Origin of the sequence: Flavobacterium ajazii, from assembly GCF_010614725.1 — a bacterium.
GTDB classification, from domain to species: domain Bacteria; phylum Bacteroidota; class Bacteroidia; order Flavobacteriales; family Flavobacteriaceae; genus Flavobacterium; species Flavobacterium ajazii.
In genome coordinates this window covers 425,411-448,182 of record NZ_JAAEHL010000002.1, presented here as the reverse complement: position 1 = coordinate 448,182, position 22,772 = coordinate 425,411, and the positions used below count along the sequence as shown (strand labels likewise).

Below are 22,772 nucleotides of genomic sequence, written 5' to 3'. Positions count from 1 at the left end.
TTTGTTGTTAAAAGATTTTATTCATTAGCTAAAACTTTTTTAGCTAATTTTCCAACTGTCAGTCCCTGAACTACAATTGAGAATAAAACCACAATATAAGTTACTTCCAAAAGAAGGTTTTTATATTCTCCTTCAGGCATAGAAAGTACCAATGCAATCGAAACACCGCCTCGGATTCCTCCCCAGACTAAAACCATTAAAGAGCCTTTGTTATAAGCCGATTTGATTCCGAAGAATTTGAAGATATCAAAGAATTTCCAAGGTAGAACTATAGAAGTCAGTCTTGAAAACAGGACAATAAAAATAGCTACTAAACCAGTCAGTAATTGTTTGTTTAAATCTGGCAGTAATAACAATTCAAAACCAATAAAAAGGAATAAAACGGCATTTAAGATTTCATCAATAAGTTCCCAAAACTTTCCCAGATAATCTTTAGTGACTTCGCTCATGGCTACTTTTTTACCATAATTACCTATAATTAATCCGGCAACAACCATTGCCAGTGGGCTAGAAACATGAAGGCTTTGAGCAACTAAAAATCCTCCGGTTACGATAGAAAGTGTTATTAAAACGGAAACTTTATAATCATCAACTTTTTTCATGACTTTTGAAGCTGTAAAACCAAAAAGAGCTCCTAATAAAAGTCCGCCTATTCCTTCTTTTATAAACAACCAGGTGATTGAGCCAAAAGTGGCATCAAAAGTGGCATCGGTTGCCATTTTAAGAACAACAGCAAACATCACTACTGCAACTCCGTCATTAAACAATGATTCACCAACGATTTTAGTTTCGATTCTTTTTGGAACTTTAGCTTCTTTTAAAACTCCCAAAACAACAATGGGATCTGTTGGGGAAATTAAAGTTCCGAAAACTAAACAAAATATATAAGGAATTTTTATTCCTAAAAGCGGCGCAATATAATAAAGCAGCATCGAAATAATTAAGGCTGACAAAACTACGCTTACCGTAGAATAAATCATGATGGGCACTTTTTGTTCTTTAAGATCAGCCATATTTACATGCAGAGCACCTGCGAACAAAAGAAAATTCAACATGGCTCCCATAAGGATTTCGTTGAAATCAAATTCTTTTATCAAATCAAAAAAATGTTTGGTTGTTGTTGGAAAATAAGAATCTCCCAAAAGGCGAATTCCCACAGAAACCAGCATTGCAATAATCATGATTCCGATAGTTCCCGGAAGTTTTAAAAATCTCAGGTTTAAATAGGCGAAGAAAGAAGCCAGTACAATAAGTACCGAAAAGGTGTAGTATAATTCCATAAAAAGTGATTTTTACAAAAATATCTTTCCCTTTCCTTAAATGAAAGTTCAAACCTCCAATTAACATAAATTTACAACTCTTAAAAAATAATTTTTAAATTATTCCTGAGATCTTTTGCACAGCAAAATTGATATTTAATAAAAGGTTTAATTTTTTTTTAAGATAAACGATAAAAACTCTTCAATAAAATTTAATCAGCGAATGGATAAACAACTTCAACTGCTATTAATTGACAGGAAGAATTTGTAATATCAGAATCAGGAGGTATGTATCCTGGTGGTGGTGGTTTAATCACTACAGATATAGTTGTATTTGTTTCATGCCCAACTTCACAGGTATAGGGCAATGTATCTGTTGGATTCCCAATTGGTTTTCCAAGAAAACTAAAATTTGATAATTTGTTTTGTTGGAAATATTTTTTCACTCTTTTTACATTGCAGTCTACAAATGTTATATATAATTCTAGAAATTGACTAAAGACAATGCCATTTATAAATCCAAAATCTCCACCTTCTTTAAAATTAAAATTTGGCTCGCTATTAAAAACGTAGCCTGTAATATCTGTTGGAGCTGGATATCCGTGCTGAATTGCTTCTTTTACTGGTTCAGGATTCATCCAGCCGGTATTTGACAGGATATCAAAAGGTACAGGATTCACTCCCATATTCGGATCGAAAACAGGGTTATTAACAATTGCTTTTACAACATAAGATGCCCCTGAGAATGTTTGTTTAAAAACACTGCTGATCTCTCCGTTTTCTAAAGTATTGGATAAAAATTTTAGTGGAGAAATAGGTATTTCTTCTGAGTCTGGCATGCTTACTTTTAAAAGATCCGAAGATAATTTAGTCACATTATTATTATTAGTGTATGATACTACTGGATAAGTTCGTAATTTATTGATAATATCATCAGGACTAAGTATTGAATCAAAAGTTAGGCCCGGAACTAAGCTGCTTATTCCTGTTAAAGGAATTGCTTTGTTTGCTTCGGTAGGTAATTTCAAATTATAAATTATCATTGCAATAGTATGAACTGCATTAGCAATTTTTGCTGTTACTCCTCCTGCCTTACCAGATAATGAATAAATCTCCATCATTAATTCTTTCATTTCTTTAGGAACGGTTTCTGGAATCTTAGCATAAATTTTCTCAAATTCATCGATATGTTCATAGGGATATGAGGGATCTTTTTTCAATACTAAAACATAATCAGGATTAATCCATACCGTATTTAATACGTCTGTGATTTGAATTAATGCTATATCAGTATTTGTTTCATTTAGTTTTAAAATACCTTTTGGTTCAAAGTCATTCACATACTTATTCCATAATGGAGTAATTTTTTTTACTGTAGCCGAAACATCATTATATATTTTTTGTTGAGCGGTTTTGTCTGCTTTAGATAATTGATAGCCTAATTTCAGATAAACACTAAGATAGCTGTTTATAAAAGAGTCTGATGTCAAACCAACTTGTCTTACTCCATATTGAGTTCCTTGCCCTGATATTCTTTGATTCAAAAAATTATTATATAAGCTAGCGTTAACAGGTCCATCAAAAAAACTTCTATAATAAAATGATGCCTGTCCACTTGATGTTCCTGTTAAAAATTGCAGTCTGCCTAATTTTGACAGTTGCAAAATGATATTAGACATATATTCAGCATAAATTGGATATTCTGGAGTATCATCTGGTACATATTTAGCGTATGCACTGTCATCAATGTCCTTTATAAAAGTTTCCATTATTAATTTCATTTAAATTATAAAATTGAAGAATAATAACAAGAGGGTTATCAATCATTGAGCATGATTAACAACCCTCTATTTAAGTTATTTCAAGAACTATAAATTAAGCAAAAGGATATTGTACGCCTACTGCAACTAATTGAGATAATGATTGATTGATACTGTCAGTTCCTGGAGAATATCCTGGAGCCAATGGTTTTACAGTAACTTTAATAGAAGTAGCTGTTTCTTCACTATAAGAATAGCTGTAGCTAGAAGATTGGCTTGCTCCACCTAAACGAATACCTAAGAAGTATACACCAGTATCTATATGCTCTTCAAAATATTTTCTAACTTGTTTGCTGTCACATTTTTCGAAACTAATGCTGATTTCTAGAAATTGACTAAATACTAATGAATTAACATATCCAAAATCTGCTCCTTCTTCAAAGTCAAAATTAGGATTGCTGTTAAATACATAACCAGTAATTCCTGTTGGCGCTGGATATCCATTTTTAATTGCATCTTTTACCGGAGAAGTTGACATCCATCCTTGTTTAGTTGAAATATTGTAAAGTAATGGACTGCTGCTCATAAGCGGACTCAATGTTGCATTATTAATTACGATCTCTACTTTAAAATCTGAACCAGAATAATCTCTTTCAAAAATACTTGTTTTTGCACCTCCGCTTACTCCAACAGAAAAGAATGACAAGAATGGAATTGAGATTTCTGCGCCTACAGAAGCCTGAACATTTAGTGTAGTTTCGCTGGATTTTGTAACTCTTCTTGAAAATCTGTATACAGAAGAAGGCGGAACAGTAGAAAGCTGGTTTACTAAAGCATTTGGTCTGGCTGGTTCAAATACCAATCCAGGAATTGGGTTGTCTGATCCAGTGATTGACATTCCCCCATTTCCATCACTACCTAATGTTGGGTTTTGGATATTATTGATAATACCTGCCAAAGTTTGAGTTGCATTTGCAATATCGGCTGTAATAGCTCCGGCTGCCCCAGACTTGTTAAATACTTCAATCATATAGTCTCTCATCTGTTTAGAAACTGACAATGGTGTTTTATTGTAGATTTTATTAAAATCATTCAAATGTACATAAGGATAAGAAGGGTCTTTTTCTAATTCTTTTTTGTAATCAGGATTAAGCCAAACTGTATTCAAAGTATTTGTCATTTGAATCAAAGCAATATCGCTGTTGGTCGCATTAAGTTTGTTTACGTCTTTTGGCTGAATTGCTTCCCACCAATTATTCCAAACTGGAATAAGTGCTCTTACAGTTGAAGCAACATCAGAATTAATCTTTTGCTGAGTTGCCTTATCATTTGGGGATAATTGATATCCTATTTTTGTATAAACACTAAGATAACTGTTAGTAAAGGCATCTTGTGTAAGACCAACCTGATCAACATCATTAAGTTTTCCTTCTCCTTTAATTCTTTGGTTCAATACATTATTGTATAAAGTCCCATTAACAGCACTTGTTACGTCATCTAAAAAGAAGAAAGATGCTTGTGCGCTTGAAGTATTAGTTAACAATTTCAATTTTCCTGGATTTGGAAGCTGCTTAATAATATTAGACATATATTCCGCATAAACATCATATTCTGCTGGTGTACCAATAGCATTTACCGTTACCTTCTCGTGTAAAATTTCTTGTAAAGTTTCCATAATATTAACTTGTTTGTTGGTTTGTCCTTACTCATGAGGCTTTTCAGGTTGCGCCTAGCATTATTTTCTGAATGCTAACAGTTCGTTTTTTTTAGTGGGTTCTGCTCCACTGCAATTGATTTTCTATTTGTAAAAATATATCTGATAAACAGACAATTAAACATATAATGTTGTAAAAAGAATATTCCTTGTCATAAAATACAAAAAACAAGTCATAAGATTATTCTCTAAAAAAAATCACTCTTCCAAAACAAACTTTCAATTATTTTTGAAAGTTTAAAAACTTTTACTTAAATTTGCTTCATGGAATTCAAAGAAGCAAAAAATAAATTCGTTCAGACATGGGGAGCATTAGGTTCTCAATGGGGTATTAATAAAACCATGGCACAGATCCATGCTTTATTAATGGTCTCTAACGAAGCTGTTTCTATGGAAGATATAATGGAGGAATTACAGATTTCCCGAGGAAACGCCAGCATGAACCTTCGTGCTTTAATGGATTGGGGAATTGTGTATAAAGAATACAAAGCCGGAGAAAGAAAAGAGTTTTTTACTGCCGAAAAAGATTTAGATGAATTGGCTGTAAAAATTTCGAGAGAAAGAAGCAAAAGAGAAATCAAACCGGCACTTAAAATCTTAAAGGAAGTTTCGACAATTGAAGCCAAAGATTCTGCTGAAGAACAACATTTTGTAGATCAGACTTCCAAATTGTATGATTTCGTTTTAAAAGCGGATAATATGTTAGACAAAATGACGGAATTTAATGATAACTGGCTGGGAAAACTGGTTATGAAAATTATGAAGTAAAAAAATTTAACCAAAACTTTCATTTTTTTCTGAAAGTTTAAAACGATCAATAACTATGAAAGTTCTAAATTGTATAAATATCTTTTTAATTGGAATTCCAATTATTCTTATTGCCTTAGGTTTTATAACACAACAAAGCAGTGGAAATTTAATCGGTTATGGTTTAATGTTTACGCCACTAATTGGTCTGTTTCAAGTTATTTCAGGCATATCACTTTTAATTTACGATCCAAAAGACAAAATGCTAAAATGGTATTTATCTGGCGTGTTGCTATTTTTCTTTTGCTGGATATGCAATTCAAATATCATCTATATGCCTATTTTGGAATATACTCAATTTACCCTTCCTCTAATATTGGCAATATATTTTTCTGTATTAATTTATAAAAAAGCTAGTATATGAACCTCAACATCATTGCCTATTTCATTTACCTCAGCATTACGATTTTTATTATTCTGAGAGTTGGAAAAATCTGCTACAAAAACGGAAACATTTATGTTGCAGAACTGATTCCGAATCATGCTGACATCTGTCAGAAAATCAATCAGGTTTTGCTTTTGGGTTATTACCTTTTGAATATTGGTTATTGTGCCATGACATTGATTTCCTGGCAAAAAATAATATCGCTCACACAATTGACTGAAATTATTTGCTTCAAAACCGCTGTTATTATTTTTATTATATCAGTATTGCATTATCTCAATATTATAATTATCACAAAGTACATTCACAAACTAATTAAATAACAACTAAAATCAAATATTATGGAAACTACAAAAATCTTAATCGGTTACAGTATTTATTTACCAATTGCATTATTCCTTACCTATTATGTTTCTAAAACGCTTTTCAAAAATGGTAAAATTTTTATGCTGGATATTTTTAAAGGCCGTGAAGATATAGCCGAAGCAACCAACAGACTTTTTGAAACCGGATTTTATCTTTTAAATATTGGTTTTGCTCTTATGATCCTTCAAATGAATATCAGCGAAAACAGCTATCAGGAACTGATTGAAAGATTAAGCTACAAAATTGGCGGGTTTTCTATTTATTTGGGGGTTATGTTATTCTTTAATTTATATTTCTTCTTTAGAGGAAAAAGAAAAGCAAAAGAAGCTCAGGAAGAAGAAAGACTGGTTTTTAAAGCTTAATAAAAAAAAACGCCACGACCCAAGCTATAGCGAACGGGCGAAGCAATTCACGAATTTTTCATATTCGCACTAAAATAATTTATTTATAATTCGTGAATTCGTGGCGAAAAAAATTACACAAATGAAAAAACTCATTATCGCAGCCGGAACCGGTTTTTTAGGGCAGGTTTTGGTAAATCATTTCAAAAATAAATTTGAAGAGATTGTAATTCTGACCAGAAGAAACTCAAAAACTGTCGATGGAATTAAATATGTAAACTGGAATGCCAGAACTTTTTCCGGCTGGGAAAAGGAGTTAGAAAACGCAACTGTTCTAATCAATCTTGCCGGAAAATCTGTAGATTGCCGATATACTCAAAAGAATAAAAAAGCCATTTTATTATCACGAATTGAAAGTACCAAAATCCTGAACAAAGCAGTTTTAAATTGTAAAAATCCGCCAAAACACTGGCTGAATTCATCAACAGCAACTATTTATCGTTTTTCATTAGACAAACAAATGGATGAAGCCGATGGCGAAATAGGAAATGATTTCTCTATAAATGTGGCACTTTCCTGGGAAAAAGCATTCTTTAAAACCGAAACTCCAAAAACTTTAAAAACAGCTTTACGAACTTCTATTGTTTTAGGGAAAAACGGCGGCGCTTTTATTCCGCTGAAGACTTTAGCAAAATTTGGCTTTGGAGGAAGGCAGGGAAAAGGAAATCAGTTTGTCAGCTGGATTCACGAAGAAGATTTTGCAAATGCAGTTGATTTTATAATTGAAAAAGAAATAACAGGAGTCGTAAATGTTGTTTCTCCAAAACCTATTCGAAATAATGATTTCATGGAAAAACTTCGAAAAGCAGTTGGTTTTTCCTTTGGAATTCCATTGAATAATTTTTTACTGGAAATTGGTTCTTTCTTTATTCGAACAGAAACCGAATTGGTTTTGAAAAGTAGAAATGTGATTCCAAAAAGACTATTGGAAAAAGGTTTTGAATTTAAGTTTGGAGAAATTGAAGGTACATTTAAAAATTTAATTAAATAAAACTAAACCAATGAAATATTTAAAAATAATTATAATCCCGATTTTATTTGCCTTATTACTCAGAATTATATTTGGTGCTTCAATTTTTGATGATTTTTTATCGGTAATGACCTGGACATTTTTTATACTGGTTCCAGTTGCAATCGGAGCGCTTACAGTTTATTACTCAAGCATGGAAAAAGTAAAATCTGTAAACTATAGATTTTTCGCACCTTGGTTACCAATTATACTGGTCATTTTCTTGACCATATTAATTGGTTTGGAAGGTTGGGCATGCTGGGTAATGATTTCATCTTTATTCCTGATTTTCAGTTCTATTGGAGGATTAATTGCAGGGCATTTTAAAGTAAAGAAGTCTAAAAAGCAGGAAAATTTAAATCTATCAATTCTTGTTTTACTTCCTTTTATAATTGGACCAATTGAAAACAGTATTCCAACAAACCCTGAAGTTTTTAAAACTTATACTTCAATTATAATTAATAGTGATGACACTAAAATATGGCAAAACGTAACTTCTGTGAAAGAAATAAAAGCAACAGAAGATTCCTCTGCATTAACAAAGTGGCTGGGTTTCCCTAAGCCAATTAAAGCAGAACTAGACAAACAAGAAATTGGTGGCTACAGAAAGGCAATTTTCGAAAAAGGTCTTATTTTCCATGAGACCGTAACTGAATACAAAGACTTAAAATTAATGCGATTTAAAATAAGAGCAAATACTTATGAGATCCCATCAACCACTTTGGACGAACACATTTTGATTGGCGGAGAATATTTTGATATGCTCGATGGTACATACGAATTAGAAAAAATATCCAAAAATCAATACAAATTAATTTTGTATAGTAACTTTTCAATGAAAACCACATTCAATTCATATGCCGGAATTTGGGGAACATGGATTATGAAAGATATCCAAAATAATATTTTAAAAGTAATTAAAGAAAGAAGTGAAAATCAAAAATGACAACTATTAATCTAACCACAAAAATAAATGCTTCATTAAAAACTGTTTTTGATGTATCAAGAAATATAGATATTCATCAGCAATCTGCAGCTCCTTCAAAAGAAAAAGCAATTGCAGGTATCACTTCAGGCTTAATCAATTTAAACGAAACAGTAACCTGGCGCGGCAAACATTTCGGATTTTACCTGACTCATAAAAGCCGAATTACAGCGATGACTTTTTGTGATTATTTTGTGGATGAAATGGAAGAAGGAAAATTCAAATCTTTTAGACATGAACATTTTTTTGAAGAAATAAACGGAGTTACAATAATGACAGATCAACTGCAATATGAAACTCCGTTTGGCATTATCGGAAAATTATTCGATACTATGTTTTTAACAAATCATCTAATTTATTTTCTATTGGAAAGAAATAAAACCCTCAAAAAAATAGCTGAAAACAAATAGAGTTATCTGAAAAAACAACAACTTTAATTCCCACAAAACGGATTAACTTTCCCCCAAAAAAGCATAACCTGTTAGTGATTATTATTGGTTGGTTCGAACAAACTCTTTAATAAAATTTAAATAAAAAGATCGCCATAAGCAGACGATCTTTAAAGTAAAATAATTGGTCATCATTTTTTTCTTCCTACCCTTAAATAAAATATCATTCAGGAATGTAAATTTATGCCAATTGTTCTTTTAGGTTTTTTGCCGCTGTAACCGGTACATTTTCGATTTGATGTTGGTAGTAAGAGAATCCTCCTTTTCCGTTCCACGCATTATCGATAGCCAAATGCGCATTAAAATCTGCTAAGAAAGAACCAATTGCCGGAGGAGGGAAAGACTGTACATATTGTCCTTGTAAACTCACTACCTGAGTATAGTTACCAAGTCCTGTAGAATAAATTCTTCCTTTTACCTGAACAACGATATGGCTATCAGGACCGTTTACCGCCTGAGTAATTACCACTGTTCCTGTTACAGAATGTTGTGATGGTACCACTACTAAACTAAATGTTGCAACTGGAGCACCTGGTGTTCCTACATTTCCGATTGTGCCTTTTGCTAAATAAGCACCTGCTAATAAATCTGCCATAACTTTTCAATTAATATTTTCTCTTACTCATAAGGCTTTTCAGAACCGCCTCGTTTTTTTTAGTGGGATCTGCTCCACTTTTATTTCTATTTCTAAGATCTTCAAAGAAGTATTCTTTAATTTTCTATATCAAAACTATATCAGATTTGTAGGACTTAGAAAAGAAATGTCACGAGAAGGAAATTGTTAGTTATGAAAGAGATGAAAATTGACATAGAGCATGTAAGAAATAAATTATCAGGGTTTGGAAAAAACATATCCTGTCCCGGCATAAGGAAGAGAGTCATGAAAATTATTAAAAAATGATTATTTTAATTTTAGAGAAATAAAATCATTAGCCACCAAAGAACTGGCACGCTTTCGACCCAGAAAGAAGTATAATATTTGGATCGTTTTGATTTTGCAAACAAGATAAAAAGCATCAACATTCCAACCATCAGAAAATTGATATAGAGGTCGCGATAATTAAATGTTGAAATACAAAACTCTAAAAACCAAAACGGAATCAATAATAAGAGTCCCAAAAGTTTAGTTTTCTTTACGCCGATTGTCTGAGGAACTGTTTGAAGATGTGGATCATCATTAGCCAAATCAATGATTTCGAAAACTAAAATCAAGACAAAAACCAATACAAATCGCTGAATGCATTTAATAAAAAAATCTGTAGTAAAAGGAATTTCCGCATTTATTAAAGGCAAAACCAGTGTTGCTCCAACCCAGCAAAGTGCTACAATATAGATTTTTACACCGGCCCAATTTCTGGCATTCTTTCGATTCGGAAAAAAGGGAAGCGTATAAAGTGCCGTAATAGCAAATATGCCTATCGAAACAATTTGCGTTATTCTTTTCAAATGGAAGAAATAATAACCAACTAAAATAACAGAAATAAAACTGAAAACAGCAATAATTTTCAGCTGAGTTCCGATTGGATTTCTCTTAACCCGAACCAGCGCATCATATTTTACGAAATTATATCCTACAATTGTTCCAAAAAAAACAAACAAAGCCATGGGCTCATCGTACTGTATATGAAACACGTGAAACGTAATCCGTACCAGAGCATAACAGGACAAAGCCACATGAATGCTGCTGTTTAAATAAAAATCGAATATCTGTTTCAGTAGTTTCATAGCTCAAATCTAATCAATTGTTAACAAACCAACCCATTGGTTGTAAATTTCATAAAAATTGAAGTTAAAAATACCCATTAAATTATTAATAATACTTAATTTTGCGCCACAAAAAAACAACACATTTACTATAAAATGTAATAAACCTGTATAAAACACGATTAAATCTGAAATATACCTGCAATTACATTCTCTTTAAAAAAATTAGATCGTTACAAATGAAAACAGATGCTTTTGCTTTAAGACACATTGGTCCAAGAGAAACAGATCTTCAGCATATGCTGAAAACCATTGGAGTTGACTCAATCGAGCAACTTGTTTACGAAACCCTTCCGGACGATATTCGTTTAAAAGCGCCTTTGAATTTAGATCCTGCTATGACAGAATTCGAATTTGCAAATCATATTCGCGAATTAGGAAAGAAAAACAAAACATTTAAATCGTACATTGGTTTGGGTTACCACCCAACTATCGTTCCGGCTCCAATTCAAAGAAATATCTTCGAAAACCCGGGATGGTACACAGCTTATACTCCTTATCAGGCAGAAATTGCTCAAGGTCGTCTTGAAGCTATTTTGAATTTCCAGACTACTGTTATCGAATTAACAGGAATGGAAATTGCCAATGCCTCTTTACTTGATGAAGGTACTGCTGCTGCAGAAGCTATGGCTTTATTATTTGACGTTCGTACGAGAGATCAAAAGAAAAATAACACACACAAATTCTTCGTTTCTGAAGAAATTCTACCTCAGACTTTATCAGTTTTACAAACGCGTTCAACTCCAATTGGAATTGAATTAGTTGTTGGAAATCATGAAACATTTGATTTTTCAAATGAATTCTTCGGAGCGATTTTACAATACCCAGGAAAATACGGTCAAGTAAATGATTACAGTGCTTTTGTTGCTAAAGCAAAAGAAAACGAAATCAAAGTTGCCTTTGCCGCTGATATTTTATCACTTGCAACTTTAACTCCTCCGGGAGAAATGGGCGCTGCAGTAGTTGTTGGAACTACACAACGTTTTGGTGTACCAATGGGTTACGGCGGACCTCACGCTGCTTACTTTGCAACTAAAGATGAGTACAAACGTTCTATGCCAGGTCGTATCATTGGAGTTTCTGTTGATACAAATGGAAACCGTGCTTTACGTATGGCTTTAGGAACTCGCGAGCAGCACATTAAACGTGAAAAAGCAACTTCAAACATTTGTACTGCTCAGGTTTTATTAGCAGTTATGGCTGGAATGTACGCTGTTTACCACGGACCAGAAGGATTAAAATACATTGCAAATAAAGTTCACGCATCTGCAGTTACTACTGCTGAAGCTTTAAATAAATTAGGAGTTTACCAAACCAACACGGCTTACTTTGATACTATTTTAGTAAAAGCTGATGCTCAAAAAGTAAAAGCAGTTGCTGAGAAAAACAAAGTAAACTTCTTCTATCCTGATGCTGAATCTGTTTCGATTTCGTTAAACGAAACAACTTCTGTTGCAGACATCAACCAAATCGCTGCGATTTTTGCTGAAGCTTTAGGAAAAGAAACTGTTACGGTTTCTGAATTGACTGAAACTAGTCAATTGCCTGCTTCGTTAGAAAGAACTTCTGCTTTCTTGACTCATGATGTTTTCAACAATCATCATTCAGAAAGTCAGTTGATGCGTTACATCAAAAAATTAGAGCGTAAAGATTTATCATTGAATCACTCGATGATTTCATTAGGTTCTTGTACAATGAAATTAAACGCAGCTTCTGAAATGTTGCCTCTTTCTATGCCAAACTGGAACAGCATTCACCCGTTTGCACCCGTTGACCAAGTAGAAGGTTACCTTACAATGCTTAAAAAATTAGAGCAACAATTAAATGTAATTACTGGATTTGCTGGAACAACTTTACAGCCAAACTCAGGTGCTCAAGGAGAATATGCTGGATTAATGGCAATTCGTGCTTACCACATGTCAAGAAACGAAGGTCACCGTAATGTATGTTTGATTCCTTCATCGGCTCATGGAACAAACCCTGCTTCTGCAGCGATGGCCGGAATGAAAATCATTGTTACGAAAACGACTCCAGAAGGAAACATTGACGTAGAAGATTTAAGAGAAAAAGCAATTGAACACAAAGATGATTTATCTTGTTTAATGGTAACGTATCCTTCTACTCACGGAGTTTTCGAATCTTCAATTATCGAAATCACAAAATTAATCCACGATAACGGCGGATTAGTATATATGGACGGTGCAAATATGAACGCGCAGGTTGGATTAACAAATCCGGCTACAATTGGAGCTGACGTTTGTCACTTAAACTTACACAAAACATTCGCTATTCCTCACGGTGGTGGTGGACCTGGAGTTGGACCAATTTGTGTGAACGAAAAATTAGTTCCATTCTTGCCAACAAACCCAATCTTAAATGTTGGCGGCGAGCAAGCAATTACGGCTATTTCATCTGCACCTTACGGATCTGCTTTGGTTTGTTTGATTTCTTATGGCTACATCACTATGATGGGTGCTGAAGGATTAAAAAGCGCTACAGAGCATGCGATCTTGAACGCGAACTACATGAAAGCACGTTTCGAAGGACACTACCCAATTCTTTATACAGGAGAATGCGGAAGAGCAGCTCACGAAATGATCTTAGATTGCCGTGCATTTAAAGAAAACGGAATCGAAGTTGGTGATATTGCAAAACGTTTGATGGATTACGGTTTCCACGCTCCAACGGTTTCTTTCCCAGTTGCTGGAACTTTAATGATCGAGCCAACAGAATCTGAAGATTTAGCGGAGTTAGACCGTTTCTGTGACGCTTTAATTTCAATCAGAAAAGAAATCGAAGCTGTAACTGCTGACGATAAAAACAACGTATTGAAAAATGCACCGCACACATTAGCAATGTTAACTTCTGATTCTTGGGATTTCCCTTATTCTAGAGAAACTGCAGCTTACCCATTAGATTACATCGCTGACAATAAATTCTGGCCATCAGTTCGTCGTGTAGATGACGCTTATGGTGACAGAAACTTAGTTTGCAGCTGTGCTCCAATTGAAGCTTATATGGAAAATTAAAATTATTTTCACAAAAAAGCCTGCAATTTGCAGGCTTTTTTTATCTTTTATCTTCCTTAGAATAATTTGACACACCATTTATATCAATGGAATTTCCTAAAAAATGAGGCTCACGATTTCTCAAAACATCAAAAAACGATTTGAAAATGGAACCGTATTCTCTAAAACAAACATAATTGTATCCAAGATATTCTCCATTGTTGGCAGAAAAACCAATTGATTTTACACCAAGTTTGTTTCCAATATAAATAGCTCGGTTTAAATGATATTTCTGAGATATTAAAGTAGCTCTTTTAATCTTAAAAATATGTTTCGCGCGATACATAGTCGAGTAGGTGTCGAAGCCAGCATAATCAATAAAAATTTTTGAGGTATCAACACCATGATTATAACAGTAGTTTTTCATGACCGTTAATTCATCATATTCATCACGGCCATTATCCCCCGAAAGTAGAATTTTATTGATTCGCTTCATTTTGTATAGCAGAATTCCGGCATCAAGTCGATCTTTTAAATATTTACTTGGCTGATTATTTCTGATTCCAGCTCCAAAAATAATTCCCACATCATTCTTAGGGAACTTTTTTACTGAATAATAAATCTTAGTTTTAGTCGAAGATTTTACATAATAATTTACTGCAACAATCAAAATCAGTCCGATGATTGCTAGATAAAGAGCTATTTTGAAATATTTTTTCACGGCTTGTATTTGTAAGATTAAGATTCAAAAACACGAAGATAACTAAATTTATTTCTAAGTAAAATCAAATAAAAAAACCGAAGCGGAAAATGCTTCGGTTTCAAAATATCTAATAGTCTAAGAAGTCTAAAAATCTAAGAATGTCTAAACCAAGCCTGCTCTTTTCAATAAAGCTTCAGGTTTTGGTTCCTGACCTCTGAAACGCTTGTATAAAGTCATCGGATGTTCTGTTCCTCCTTTTGAAAGTACATTGTCTTTGAATTTCTTCGCAACTTCTTCGTTGAAAATGCCTTTTTCTTGGAAATATTCAAAAGCATCTGCATCTAGAACTTCTGCCCATTTGTAGCTGTAATATCCAGAAGAATATCCACCTTGGAAAATATGAGAAAATGCTGTACTCATTGCATTTTCTTTTACATCTGGATACAATTGAGTGCTTGCAAATTGCTCAGTTTCGAAAGTTTTCAAATCTGTAATAGCAGTTGGATCTTGTCCATGCCAAGCCATGTCTAATAATCCAAAACTTAATTGGCGTAAAGTCGCCAAACCTTCCTGAAAACTTGCACTTTCTTTAATTTTCTGAACATACTCAATCGGAATGATTTCTCCCGTTTCATAATGATTCGCAAACAAAGCCAAAGCTTTTGGCTCGTAGCACCAGTTTTCCATAATCTGACTTGGCAATTCTACGAAATCCCAGTAAACAGAAGTTCCCGATAAACTTGGGTAAACTGTGTCAGCTAGCATTCCGTGTAAACCGTGACCGAATTCGTGGAATAAAGTCGTTACTTCATTAAAAGTCAATAACGATGGTTTTGTTTCCGTTGGTTTTGTAAAATTACAAACGTTCGAAATGTGCGGTCTTTCGTTTACGCCGTTTTTTACATATTGCGATTTGAATGAAGTCATCCAGGCACCATTTCTTTTTCCTTTTCTTGGGAAGAAATCAGCGTAGAAAATCGAAACTAAATTGCCGTTAGCATCTGTTACTTCGTAAGTCGTAACTTCTTCATGATATTTATCGATATCAAAAACTTCTGTAAAAGTTAATCCGTATAATTTTTTGGCAACCGTAAAAGCGCCATCTAAAACTTTTTCTAATTGGAAATACGGTTTCAGTTTTTCATCATCTAAATTAAAAAGCTGTTGTTTTAATTTTTCAGAATAATAAGCGCCGTCCCATTTTTCTAATTGTTCGATTCCGTCTAAATCTTTCGCGAAAGCAGTTAATTCAGCGAATTCTTTTTGCGCCGCTGGTTTAGCTTTTGCCAATAAATCATTTAAAAAAGAGAAAACTTTTTCTGGACTTTCGGCCATTCTTTCTTCCAAAACAAAATGAGCATGCGTTTTATAACCTAATAAATTGGCTCTTTCGTGACAAAGTTTGGCGATTTTCAGAACGTTTTCTTCATTGTTGAATTCATTCTTTTGGAAACCTTTTGCACCAAATGCAATTGCCATTTTTTTGCGCAGTTCGCGATTGTCAGCGTAAGTCAAAAACGGAACATAACTTGGATAATCTAAAGTGAAAATCCAGCCTTCTTTTTCCTGATTTTTGGCTAATAATCTTGCCGCTTCGATTGTGCCTTCCGGTAAACCTGATAAATCTTTTTCATCAGTTAAATGCAGTTCGAAATTGTTGGTTTCTGCCAAAACATTTTCGCCAAACTGCAAACTCAATTTCGATAATTCTTTGTCGATTTCTCTTAATTGGTTTTTCTTTTCTTCTGGAAGGTTGGCTCCGTTTCTTGAAAAACTTTTGTATTTTTTATCTAATAAAGTAGTTTGTTCCGAGTTGAGGTTCAAACTTTCTTTTTGATCGTAAACTGCTTTTACTTTCGCAAACAAATCCGCATTCAAACGAATGTCATTTCCGAATTCAGAAAGCCAAGGAGAAACTTCCTGAGCAATTTTCTGCATTTCGTCATTCGTTTCAGCCGAATTCAAATTGAAGAAAACACTCGAAAGACGATCTAAAATATCGCCAGAATAATCCATTGCAACAATGGTGTTTTCAAAAGTTGGTGCTTCAGGATTATTTACAATCGCATCAATTTCGGCTTTCGCTAAAGCAATTCCTTCCTGAAAAGCCGGAACGTAATCTTCGATTTTTATTTGCGAAAAAGGCGCAGTATTATGTTTGGTGTTGAAATATTGGGTTAATACGCTCATATTATTTATGCTGTTTAAAAATATAAAATTAGAAAATCATAATTTAAATTTCTTCGTATTCTGAAAAGTATTCCAAAAACGAAGTAATTCTAAATTAGTGTTCTCGATACGGTAATAAAGTGAAATGTGTTTGGTAATGACAATTTTGTAAACATTTTTATAATTTGTTTTAAGAAATAAAACATTGTCATTTTTTAAAAGTGCAATTGTGGTATTTACTTTTTCAATGAAATTTTGAGCAGCTTTCTCAGACCATTCAGCTTCCAAATAATCGATATTGTTCCAAAAGTCTTGTTTAGCTTGTGGAGCCCAAATTACATTCATTATTTAAAGTATTTTGAATAACGATTTTTGGTTTCTTCCATAACAAGATCATGTGAAATTCCTTCATTATTATCTAAAGAATAAATAGCCTCATTTATTTTGCTTTTTTGTTCTTCTGAAAGACTTTCTTTGGATTGAATGAACTCGACAATTTCCTGAATTAAATCGGGATTTTCAATGTCTAAAACTATTTTAGCGAGCTCTATTTTAGAAGTTTGAATGTTCATTTTGCTTTTTTCTCAAAGTTAAGTTTTTCTTTTAGAAATTTTTATAAGGATTAGTTAATTCTTGGAATTGGATATTTCGCAAAGTTTCGCCAAGAAAAAACACACAGAGCTTCGCAAAGTTTTTTTAATTATTCTTTGCGAAGCTTTGTGCTTGTCTTTGTGTATCTCTGTGGAATAATTATTTTTTCAACCCTTCAGCGGCTTTATTAACCGCCGCTTTCAATTCTTCTTTATAAGAAATAATAGTATCTAAAACTTTTTTGTCGTGGCTTCCGATGATCTGCGCCGCTAAGATTCCGGCATTTTTTGCTCCGTTTAAAGCTACTGTTGCAACTGGAACGCCGCCCGGCATTTGCAAAATCGATAGTACAGAATCCCAGCCATCGATAGAATTGCTTGATTTTACAGGAACTCCAATTACTGGAAGCGGAGACATTGAAGCGACCATTCCTGGTAAATGCGCCGCACCGCCCGCTCCGGCAATAATTACCGAAATGCCACGGTTGTGTGCATTTTTGCTGAAGTCGAATAATTTCTCCGGCGTTCTGTGTGCCGAAACGATATCCACTTCAACTTCTACACTGAATTGTTTTAATATGTCGATTGCATCCTGCATAACTGGCATGTCTGAGATGCTTCCCATTATAATAGCTACTTTGCTCATGTTTTTTATTTAAAGATTAAATGATTGAAAGATTTAAAAATTATCAGAGTAATCTTTAAATTTTTCAATCTTTAAATTTTTTAATTATTCCGAAATCACTCTAATAGTATTCTTCACTTCCTGTGCAATTCTTCTTGCTTCGGCCATATCTTCATTTACGATTGTCACGTGGCCCATTTTTCTGAAAGGACGCGTTTGTTTTTTACCGTAAATATGTGGCGTAACACCATTCCATCCTAAAATAGTTTCGATGTTTTCATACACTACATTCCCAGAATGACCTTCGGCTCCAACTAAGTTTACCATAATTCCGGCCACTTTGCTGTCTGTATTTCCTAACGGAAGATCTAAAATAGCGCGTAAATGATTTTCGAATTGTGAAGTATAACTGGCTTCAATAGAATAATGTCCAGAATTGTGCGGACGTGGAGCAACTTCGTTTACCAAAATCTCATCGTCATTGGTTTGGAACATTTCAACTGCTAAAAGACCAACATGATTGAAGTTCTCCGAAACATTCAAAGCGATTGCTCTGGCTTTTTCAGCTACCTTTTCATCGATTCTTGCAGGGCAGATTACGTATTCAACCTGATTGGCTTCTGGGTGAAATTCCATTTCAACAACCGGATATGTTTTCATTTCTCCTGACGGATTTCTAACTACAATTACCGCCAATTCGTTTTTGAACGGAACCATAGTTTCTGCAATACATTCTACATTTGGCAACGTGTCTAAATCTGATGCTTGACGAACTATTTTTACACCGTTTCCGTCATAACCAAATTCGGTGCATTTCCACACAAATGGTAATTTTAAATCGCTGATTTTAGATTTTAGTTGATCTAAATTTTCGAATCTTTCGAATGGTGCGGTTGGGATATTATTTTTAGCGTAAAATTCTTTTTGAACGCCTTTATTCTGAATTCCTTTTAAGGTTTTTGGAGAAGGATATATTTTTAAACCTTCGTTTTCCAATTGCGTTAAAGCTTCAAGGTTTACCAATTCGATTTCGAAAGTCAAAACATTGACTTGTTTTCCGAAATTGTAAACAGTTTCATAATCCATTAAATCGCCTTGAAAAAACTTGTTGCAGGCAATTTTACTTGGCGCTTCGTCGCTTGGATCCAGTACGTAAGTTTGTATATCAAATTTTCGGGTGTCAAACAAAAGCATTTTACCTAATTGTCCGCCACCTAATATTCCTAATTTAAAATCAGAAGAAAAATAATTCATTTTGTGTTGTGTTTTTGCAAAGATACTTTTTAATCTTTTTTTAGCCAAAATTTCGTTGTATACAAGTTTTTTTCGCTACGACCCGAGCGATAGCGAATAGTCGAAGCAATTCACGAATTTTTTTTTTCTTGAATTATATGTAAAAAAATAATTCGTGAATTCGTGGCTATCAAAAACTTATTTTATTTTCTTCAAAACTTCTTTGGCGACGGCTTTATAGGCGGGGGAGTGGTCTCCGAAATCTTTATCAATTATGACTTTGAGTTCAGGATGAATCCAGTCGTAATAATTTCCTAGTATATATAAGGTTCTGATTGAATAGGCTTTTGTGGCGACTTTGGTATCGTTGATCAGCCAGTCGAAAGAGGCTTCGATACAGTTTTGTAGATTTTCTTCAGAAAGCTGAATCCCGTTTTCGCTTTTCTTGTAATGTGATTTTACTAAAAGCTGAACCACTTTTGCAATAGGACGCATGGAACTTTCGTCTTTTAAAACTTTCAGATTCGAACAGAAAAAATCAAGATGCGGCTGAATCCAATGCAATTCTTCGTACGAAACAAATTCTAAAATCCAGCAGGCTTTATGATTGTTTTTATCTTCGGGCGAAAAGCAAATCGAAACCAATTCGTCAAATAAATGTGGGTTTTCAAGAACATCTTGTGCGCATTTCAAGCGGTTTTCTCTATGAGCACTAACGTAATTCAGTTTTTCTTGTAGTTCAGAAAGCATTTTTTTTGAATTTGATTTTAAAATACAAATTTAGACTCAATTTTCGGTTCTCAAATTCGAATTCAGTATCTTTGTCCATTATTTTAAAATAGAAATAATGATACAACTTCACGATAAACAATTCGTTCCATTTATTTCGGCTAAAGAAATTGATTTTGCTTTATCCAAAATAGTGGCGCAGGTAGAAGATGATTTTGGGGATGATACACCAATTTTTATCGGAGTTTTGAATGGCGCTTTTATGGTTGTAGCTGATTTTCTGAAAAAATATAAAAAACCATGCGAAGTTTCATTTATCAAAATGGCATCGTATGAAGGAACTGAAAGTACAAATTCGGTTAAAGAATTAATCGGAATTAATCAGGACCTTTCAGGAAGAACTGTTGTCATAATCGAAGATATTATTGACACAGGAAATACAATCGAAGAATTAAAACATAAGTTTAAAGAACAAAATGTAAAACATTTTAAAATTGCAACTTTGTTCTTTAAACCCGATGCTTATAAAAAAGATATCAAAATAGATTACATCGGAATCAGGATTCCAAACAAATTCATTGTAGGCTACGGCCTGGACTACGATGGTTTAGGGAGAAATTTACCCGAAATCTATAAGTTAGCAGAATAATTTTAAACAAAGACAACTATATATTCATTTTAAACTTCTTAAAAAACAAGAAGCACAACAATTACTTTCATTATGATTAACATCGTTTTATTTGGAAAGCCTGGAGCAGGAAAAGGAACTCAGGCAGAATTTTTAAAAGAAAAATACAATTTAACACACCTTTCAACAGGAGATATTTTTCGTTTCAATTTAAAAAATGATACTGAACTTGGAAAAAAAGCAAGAGTTTTTATGGACAATGGAGAATTGGTTCCTTGTGAAGTAACAACTGCAATGTTAATTGATGAGGTAAAAAAGCATCCGGATACAGCAGGATTTTTGTTCGACGGTTATCCAAGAACAATTAATCAGGCAGAGGCTTTAGATAAATTTTTGCCAACAATCGGATCAAGCGTAACAGCAACAATCGCTTTAGAAGCTGATGACGAAATTTTGGTAGCACGTTTATTAGAAAGAGGAAAAACAAGTGGAAGAGCAGATGATCAGGACGAAGAAAAAATTCGTATGAGGTATCAGGAATACAACGAAAAAACAGCTCCGTTAATTGGGTATTATAAAGAGCAAAATAAATTTCATGCCGTAAACGGTATCGGAACTATCGAGCAGATTACAGAGCGATTAACGTCAGTTATAGATAATTTGTAGAAGCTTTTCCAGCTGTACGTTACAAGTCCTCGCTAAAAAAACTATTTTTCCAAACCATAAAACGAGCTTCCGCTGGTCGCTGTTTTCTGGTAGGAAAAATTAGTTTTTTTAGCTCCGGGCTTTTCTCTTCCATCTGGGCTAAAAATCAAGATTGCGAATTATTTTTAACGAAAACATTTTTATAACGAACCTACACTCAATTGGAAATACTAATTATATTTTTTCTGATTTTATTAAACGGAGTTTTCTCCATGTCTGAAATCGCTTTGATTTCGGCCCGTAAAAACAGGCTTGAAACAGCAGCAAAAAAAGGCAACAAAAGCGCTAAAACGGCACTCGATTTAGCCAATTCCCCAAACAAATTTTTATCAACAGTACAAATCGGAATTACCTTAATCGGAATTTTGACGGGTATTTATTCCGGAGATAAAATCACAATGGATGTCGAAACTTTTGTTGGCGGCATTGCAGTTTTAAAACCTTATGCACATTCAGTTGCAGTTGGAATTGTGGTAGTTGTATTGACTTTTTTCTCATTGGTTTTGGGAGAATTACTGCCAAAACGAATTGGATTAAATTATCCAGAATCAATTGCCAAAATGGTAGCCATGCCGATGAAAGTAATTTCGATCATTACGGCACCATTTATTTGGTTATTAACTTCTTCAACAGATTTCTTGTTGAATATTTTGCAAATCAAACCAACCGCTGACGGAAAAGTTACGGAAGAAGAAATCAAGGCCATCATTAAAGAGGGTACCGAAGTGGGGGAAGTTCAGGAAATTGAGCAGGATATTGTGGAGAGAGTTTTTCATATTGGAGACCGCAAAGTAAGCTCGTTGATGACACATCGTAAATCGGTAGATATGCTTCCTTTAAAAGAAGATAAAGCTAAAATTAAAGAGCTGGTGGTTCAGGATTTACATGCAGTTTATCCGGTTTACAATGATAATTATGATGATATTGTTGGAGTTGTGACCTTAAAAAATATTTTTGCCAATATCGAAAAAGATAATTTTGATTTGGCTTCAATAATGACGGAAGCTCCTTATTTAATGGAACAAACCACTGCTTACAAAGCTTTGGAAAATTTTAAAAAAACAGGTATTCATTATGCGTTGGTTTCAGACGAATATGGCGTTTTTCAGGGACTGATTACCCTGAACGATATCCTTGAAGCTTTGGTTGGTGACGCATCTGAATTTTACAAAGATGAATTCCAGCTTATAGAAAGAGAAGACGGTTCATGGCTGGTTGACGGGCATTATTCGTTGCACGATTTCTTAACCTATTTTGAATTAGACGAATTAACAAACGATTACGAAGTAAACACCGTAAGTGGAATGATTATGACTGAACTTTCTCATATCCCAAAAGAAGGTGAGAAGTTAGTTTGGCAGAAATTTGTCTTAGAAGTTGTCGATATGGACGGCGTTAAGATTGATAAAGTGTTAGTAAAAGCTTTAAAAGAGTAGAGGAAAATTTGTTTCATGTTTAAAGTTTCAAGTTGCGTAATGCATAA

23 protein-coding genes are annotated in these 22,772 nt (G+C 33.7%); 11 read left to right on the top strand and 12 right to left on the bottom strand.

Going from position 1 to position 22,772, the window contains the following annotated elements:
• Nucleotides 1-17: 17 nt before the first annotated feature.
• From GWR14_RS04740 to GWR14_RS04730, 3 genes are all read right to left on the bottom strand, one after another.
• The gene (locus GWR14_RS04740; protein ID WP_163407874.1) at nucleotides 18-1,280 is read right to left on the bottom strand and encodes a cation:proton antiporter; all 1,263 of its coding nucleotides are present in this window, start codon (nucleotides 1,278-1,280) and stop codon (nucleotides 18-20) included.
• Between the two features lie 191 nt (nucleotides 1,281-1,471).
• Nucleotides 1,472-3,028, bottom strand: coding sequence for a hypothetical protein (locus tag GWR14_RS04735; protein WP_163407873.1), 1,557 nt, complete (start codon nucleotides 3,026-3,028; stop codon nucleotides 1,472-1,474).
• A gap of 106 nt (nucleotides 3,029-3,134) precedes the next feature.
• Nucleotides 3,135-4,694 carry a hypothetical protein gene (locus tag GWR14_RS04730; RefSeq protein ID WP_163407872.1) on the bottom strand — a complete coding sequence of 520 codons (1,560 nt, stop codon included), beginning with the start codon at nucleotides 4,692-4,694 and terminating at the stop codon, nucleotides 3,135-3,137.
• A gap of 303 nt (nucleotides 4,695-4,997) precedes the next feature.
• On the opposite strand from GWR14_RS04730, the gene GWR14_RS04725 reads away from it, so the two are divergent.
• The 7 genes from GWR14_RS04725 to GWR14_RS04695 all read left to right on the top strand — a co-directional run bounded on the left by GWR14_RS04725 (nucleotide 4,998) and on the right by GWR14_RS04695 (nucleotide 9,096).
• Nucleotides 4,998-5,501 (top strand): GbsR/MarR family transcriptional regulator, encoded by a 504-nt coding sequence (locus GWR14_RS04725; protein WP_163407871.1) that lies wholly within the window; start codon nucleotides 4,998-5,000, stop codon nucleotides 5,499-5,501.
• A gap of 55 nt (nucleotides 5,502-5,556) precedes the next feature.
• A complete protein-coding gene (locus GWR14_RS04720) occupies nucleotides 5,557-5,904 on the top strand; it encodes a hypothetical protein (RefSeq protein ID WP_163407870.1) in 348 nt (115 codons plus the stop codon).
• Nucleotides 5,901-6,248, top strand: coding sequence for a hypothetical protein (locus tag GWR14_RS04715; protein WP_031455638.1), 348 nt, complete (start codon nucleotides 5,901-5,903; stop codon nucleotides 6,246-6,248). The genes GWR14_RS04720 and GWR14_RS04715 overlap by 4 nt, the downstream gene beginning before the upstream one ends.
• Nucleotides 6,249-6,266: 18 nt before the next feature.
• A complete protein-coding gene (locus GWR14_RS04710) occupies nucleotides 6,267-6,653 on the top strand; it encodes a hypothetical protein (protein ID WP_163407869.1) in 387 nt (128 codons plus the stop codon).
• A 121-nt stretch (nucleotides 6,654-6,774) separates the two neighbouring features.
• Nucleotides 6,775-7,683, top strand: coding sequence for a TIGR01777 family oxidoreductase (locus GWR14_RS04705; protein WP_163407868.1), 909 nt, complete (start codon nucleotides 6,775-6,777; stop codon nucleotides 7,681-7,683).
• A gap of 10 nt (nucleotides 7,684-7,693) precedes the next feature.
• Nucleotides 7,694-8,647: an APC family permease gene (locus GWR14_RS04700; RefSeq protein ID WP_163407867.1), complete on the top strand. Its 954-nt coding sequence runs from the start codon at nucleotides 7,694-7,696 to the stop codon at nucleotides 8,645-8,647.
• Complete coding sequence (locus GWR14_RS04695) at nucleotides 8,644-9,096, top strand: SRPBCC family protein (RefSeq protein WP_163407866.1); 453 nt, start codon at nucleotides 8,644-8,646, stop codon at nucleotides 9,094-9,096. The genes GWR14_RS04700 and GWR14_RS04695 overlap by 4 nt, the downstream gene beginning before the upstream one ends.
• A gap of 220 nt (nucleotides 9,097-9,316) precedes the next feature.
• Here the strand turns inward: GWR14_RS04695 and GWR14_RS04690 are convergent, their stop codons facing one another.
• Nucleotides 9,317-9,730 carry a DUF1842 domain-containing protein gene (locus GWR14_RS04690; RefSeq protein WP_163407865.1) on the bottom strand — a complete coding sequence of 138 codons (414 nt, stop codon included), beginning with the start codon at nucleotides 9,728-9,730 and terminating at the stop codon, nucleotides 9,317-9,319.
• A 317-nt stretch (nucleotides 9,731-10,047) separates the two neighbouring features.
• Nucleotides 10,048-10,860, bottom strand: coding sequence for a hypothetical protein (locus tag GWR14_RS04685; protein ID WP_163407864.1), 813 nt, complete (start codon nucleotides 10,858-10,860; stop codon nucleotides 10,048-10,050).
• A 218-nt stretch (nucleotides 10,861-11,078) separates the two neighbouring features.
• On the opposite strand from GWR14_RS04685, the gene gcvP reads away from it, so the two are divergent.
• A complete protein-coding gene (gene gcvP, locus GWR14_RS04680; RefSeq protein WP_163407863.1) occupies nucleotides 11,079-13,928 on the top strand; it encodes an aminomethyl-transferring glycine dehydrogenase in 2,850 nt (949 codons plus the stop codon).
• A gap of 40 nt (nucleotides 13,929-13,968) precedes the next feature.
• Here the strand turns inward: gcvP and GWR14_RS04675 are convergent, their stop codons facing one another.
• The 7 genes from GWR14_RS04675 to GWR14_RS04645 all read right to left on the bottom strand — a co-directional run bounded on the left by GWR14_RS04675 (nucleotide 13,969) and on the right by GWR14_RS04645 (nucleotide 19,977).
• Entirely contained in the window at nucleotides 13,969-14,628 is a 660-nt protein-coding gene (locus GWR14_RS04675; RefSeq protein WP_163407862.1) for a SanA/YdcF family protein, read from the bottom strand.
• Nucleotides 14,629-14,772: 144 nt separating this feature from the next.
• Nucleotides 14,773-16,800, bottom strand: coding sequence for a M3 family metallopeptidase (locus tag GWR14_RS04670; protein WP_163407861.1), 2,028 nt, complete (start codon nucleotides 16,798-16,800; stop codon nucleotides 14,773-14,775).
• A 36-nt stretch (nucleotides 16,801-16,836) separates the two neighbouring features.
• Nucleotides 16,837-17,124 (bottom strand): type II toxin-antitoxin system RelE/ParE family toxin, encoded by a 288-nt coding sequence (locus GWR14_RS04665; RefSeq protein ID WP_163407860.1) that lies wholly within the window; start codon nucleotides 17,122-17,124, stop codon nucleotides 16,837-16,839.
• Entirely contained in the window at nucleotides 17,124-17,351 is a 228-nt protein-coding gene (locus GWR14_RS04660; protein ID WP_163407859.1) for a hypothetical protein, read from the bottom strand. Before GWR14_RS04660 ends, GWR14_RS04665 begins: the two co-directional genes overlap by 1 nt.
• Before the next feature lie 178 nt (nucleotides 17,352-17,529).
• Nucleotides 17,530-18,015, bottom strand: a complete 486-nt coding sequence (purE, locus tag GWR14_RS04655) for a 5-(carboxyamino)imidazole ribonucleotide mutase (protein WP_163407858.1) — start codon at nucleotides 18,013-18,015, stop codon at nucleotides 17,530-17,532.
• Nucleotides 18,016-18,099: 84 nt separating this feature from the next.
• Nucleotides 18,100-19,248, bottom strand: a complete 1,149-nt coding sequence (locus GWR14_RS04650) for a 5-(carboxyamino)imidazole ribonucleotide synthase (protein ID WP_163407857.1) — start codon at nucleotides 19,246-19,248, stop codon at nucleotides 18,100-18,102.
• Nucleotides 19,249-19,425: 177 nt separating this feature from the next.
• Nucleotides 19,426-19,977 (bottom strand): hypothetical protein, encoded by a 552-nt coding sequence (locus GWR14_RS04645; protein WP_163407856.1) that lies wholly within the window; start codon nucleotides 19,975-19,977, stop codon nucleotides 19,426-19,428.
• A 97-nt stretch (nucleotides 19,978-20,074) separates the two neighbouring features.
• On the opposite strand from GWR14_RS04645, the gene hpt reads away from it, so the two are divergent.
• From hpt to GWR14_RS04635, 3 genes are all read left to right on the top strand, one after another.
• On the top strand, nucleotides 20,075-20,605 hold the full coding sequence (gene hpt, locus GWR14_RS23865; RefSeq protein WP_246236280.1) for a hypoxanthine phosphoribosyltransferase: 531 nt from the start codon (nucleotides 20,075-20,077) through the stop codon (nucleotides 20,603-20,605).
• A 72-nt stretch (nucleotides 20,606-20,677) separates the two neighbouring features.
• Entirely contained in the window at nucleotides 20,678-21,250 is a 573-nt protein-coding gene (locus GWR14_RS23860) for an adenylate kinase (RefSeq protein ID WP_246236279.1), read from the top strand.
• Nucleotides 21,251-21,450: 200 nt separating this feature from the next.
• Nucleotides 21,451-22,725 carry a hemolysin family protein gene (locus GWR14_RS04635; RefSeq protein WP_163407855.1) on the top strand — a complete coding sequence of 425 codons (1,275 nt, stop codon included), beginning with the start codon at nucleotides 21,451-21,453 and terminating at the stop codon, nucleotides 22,723-22,725.
• Nucleotides 22,726-22,772 lie beyond the last annotated feature (47 nt).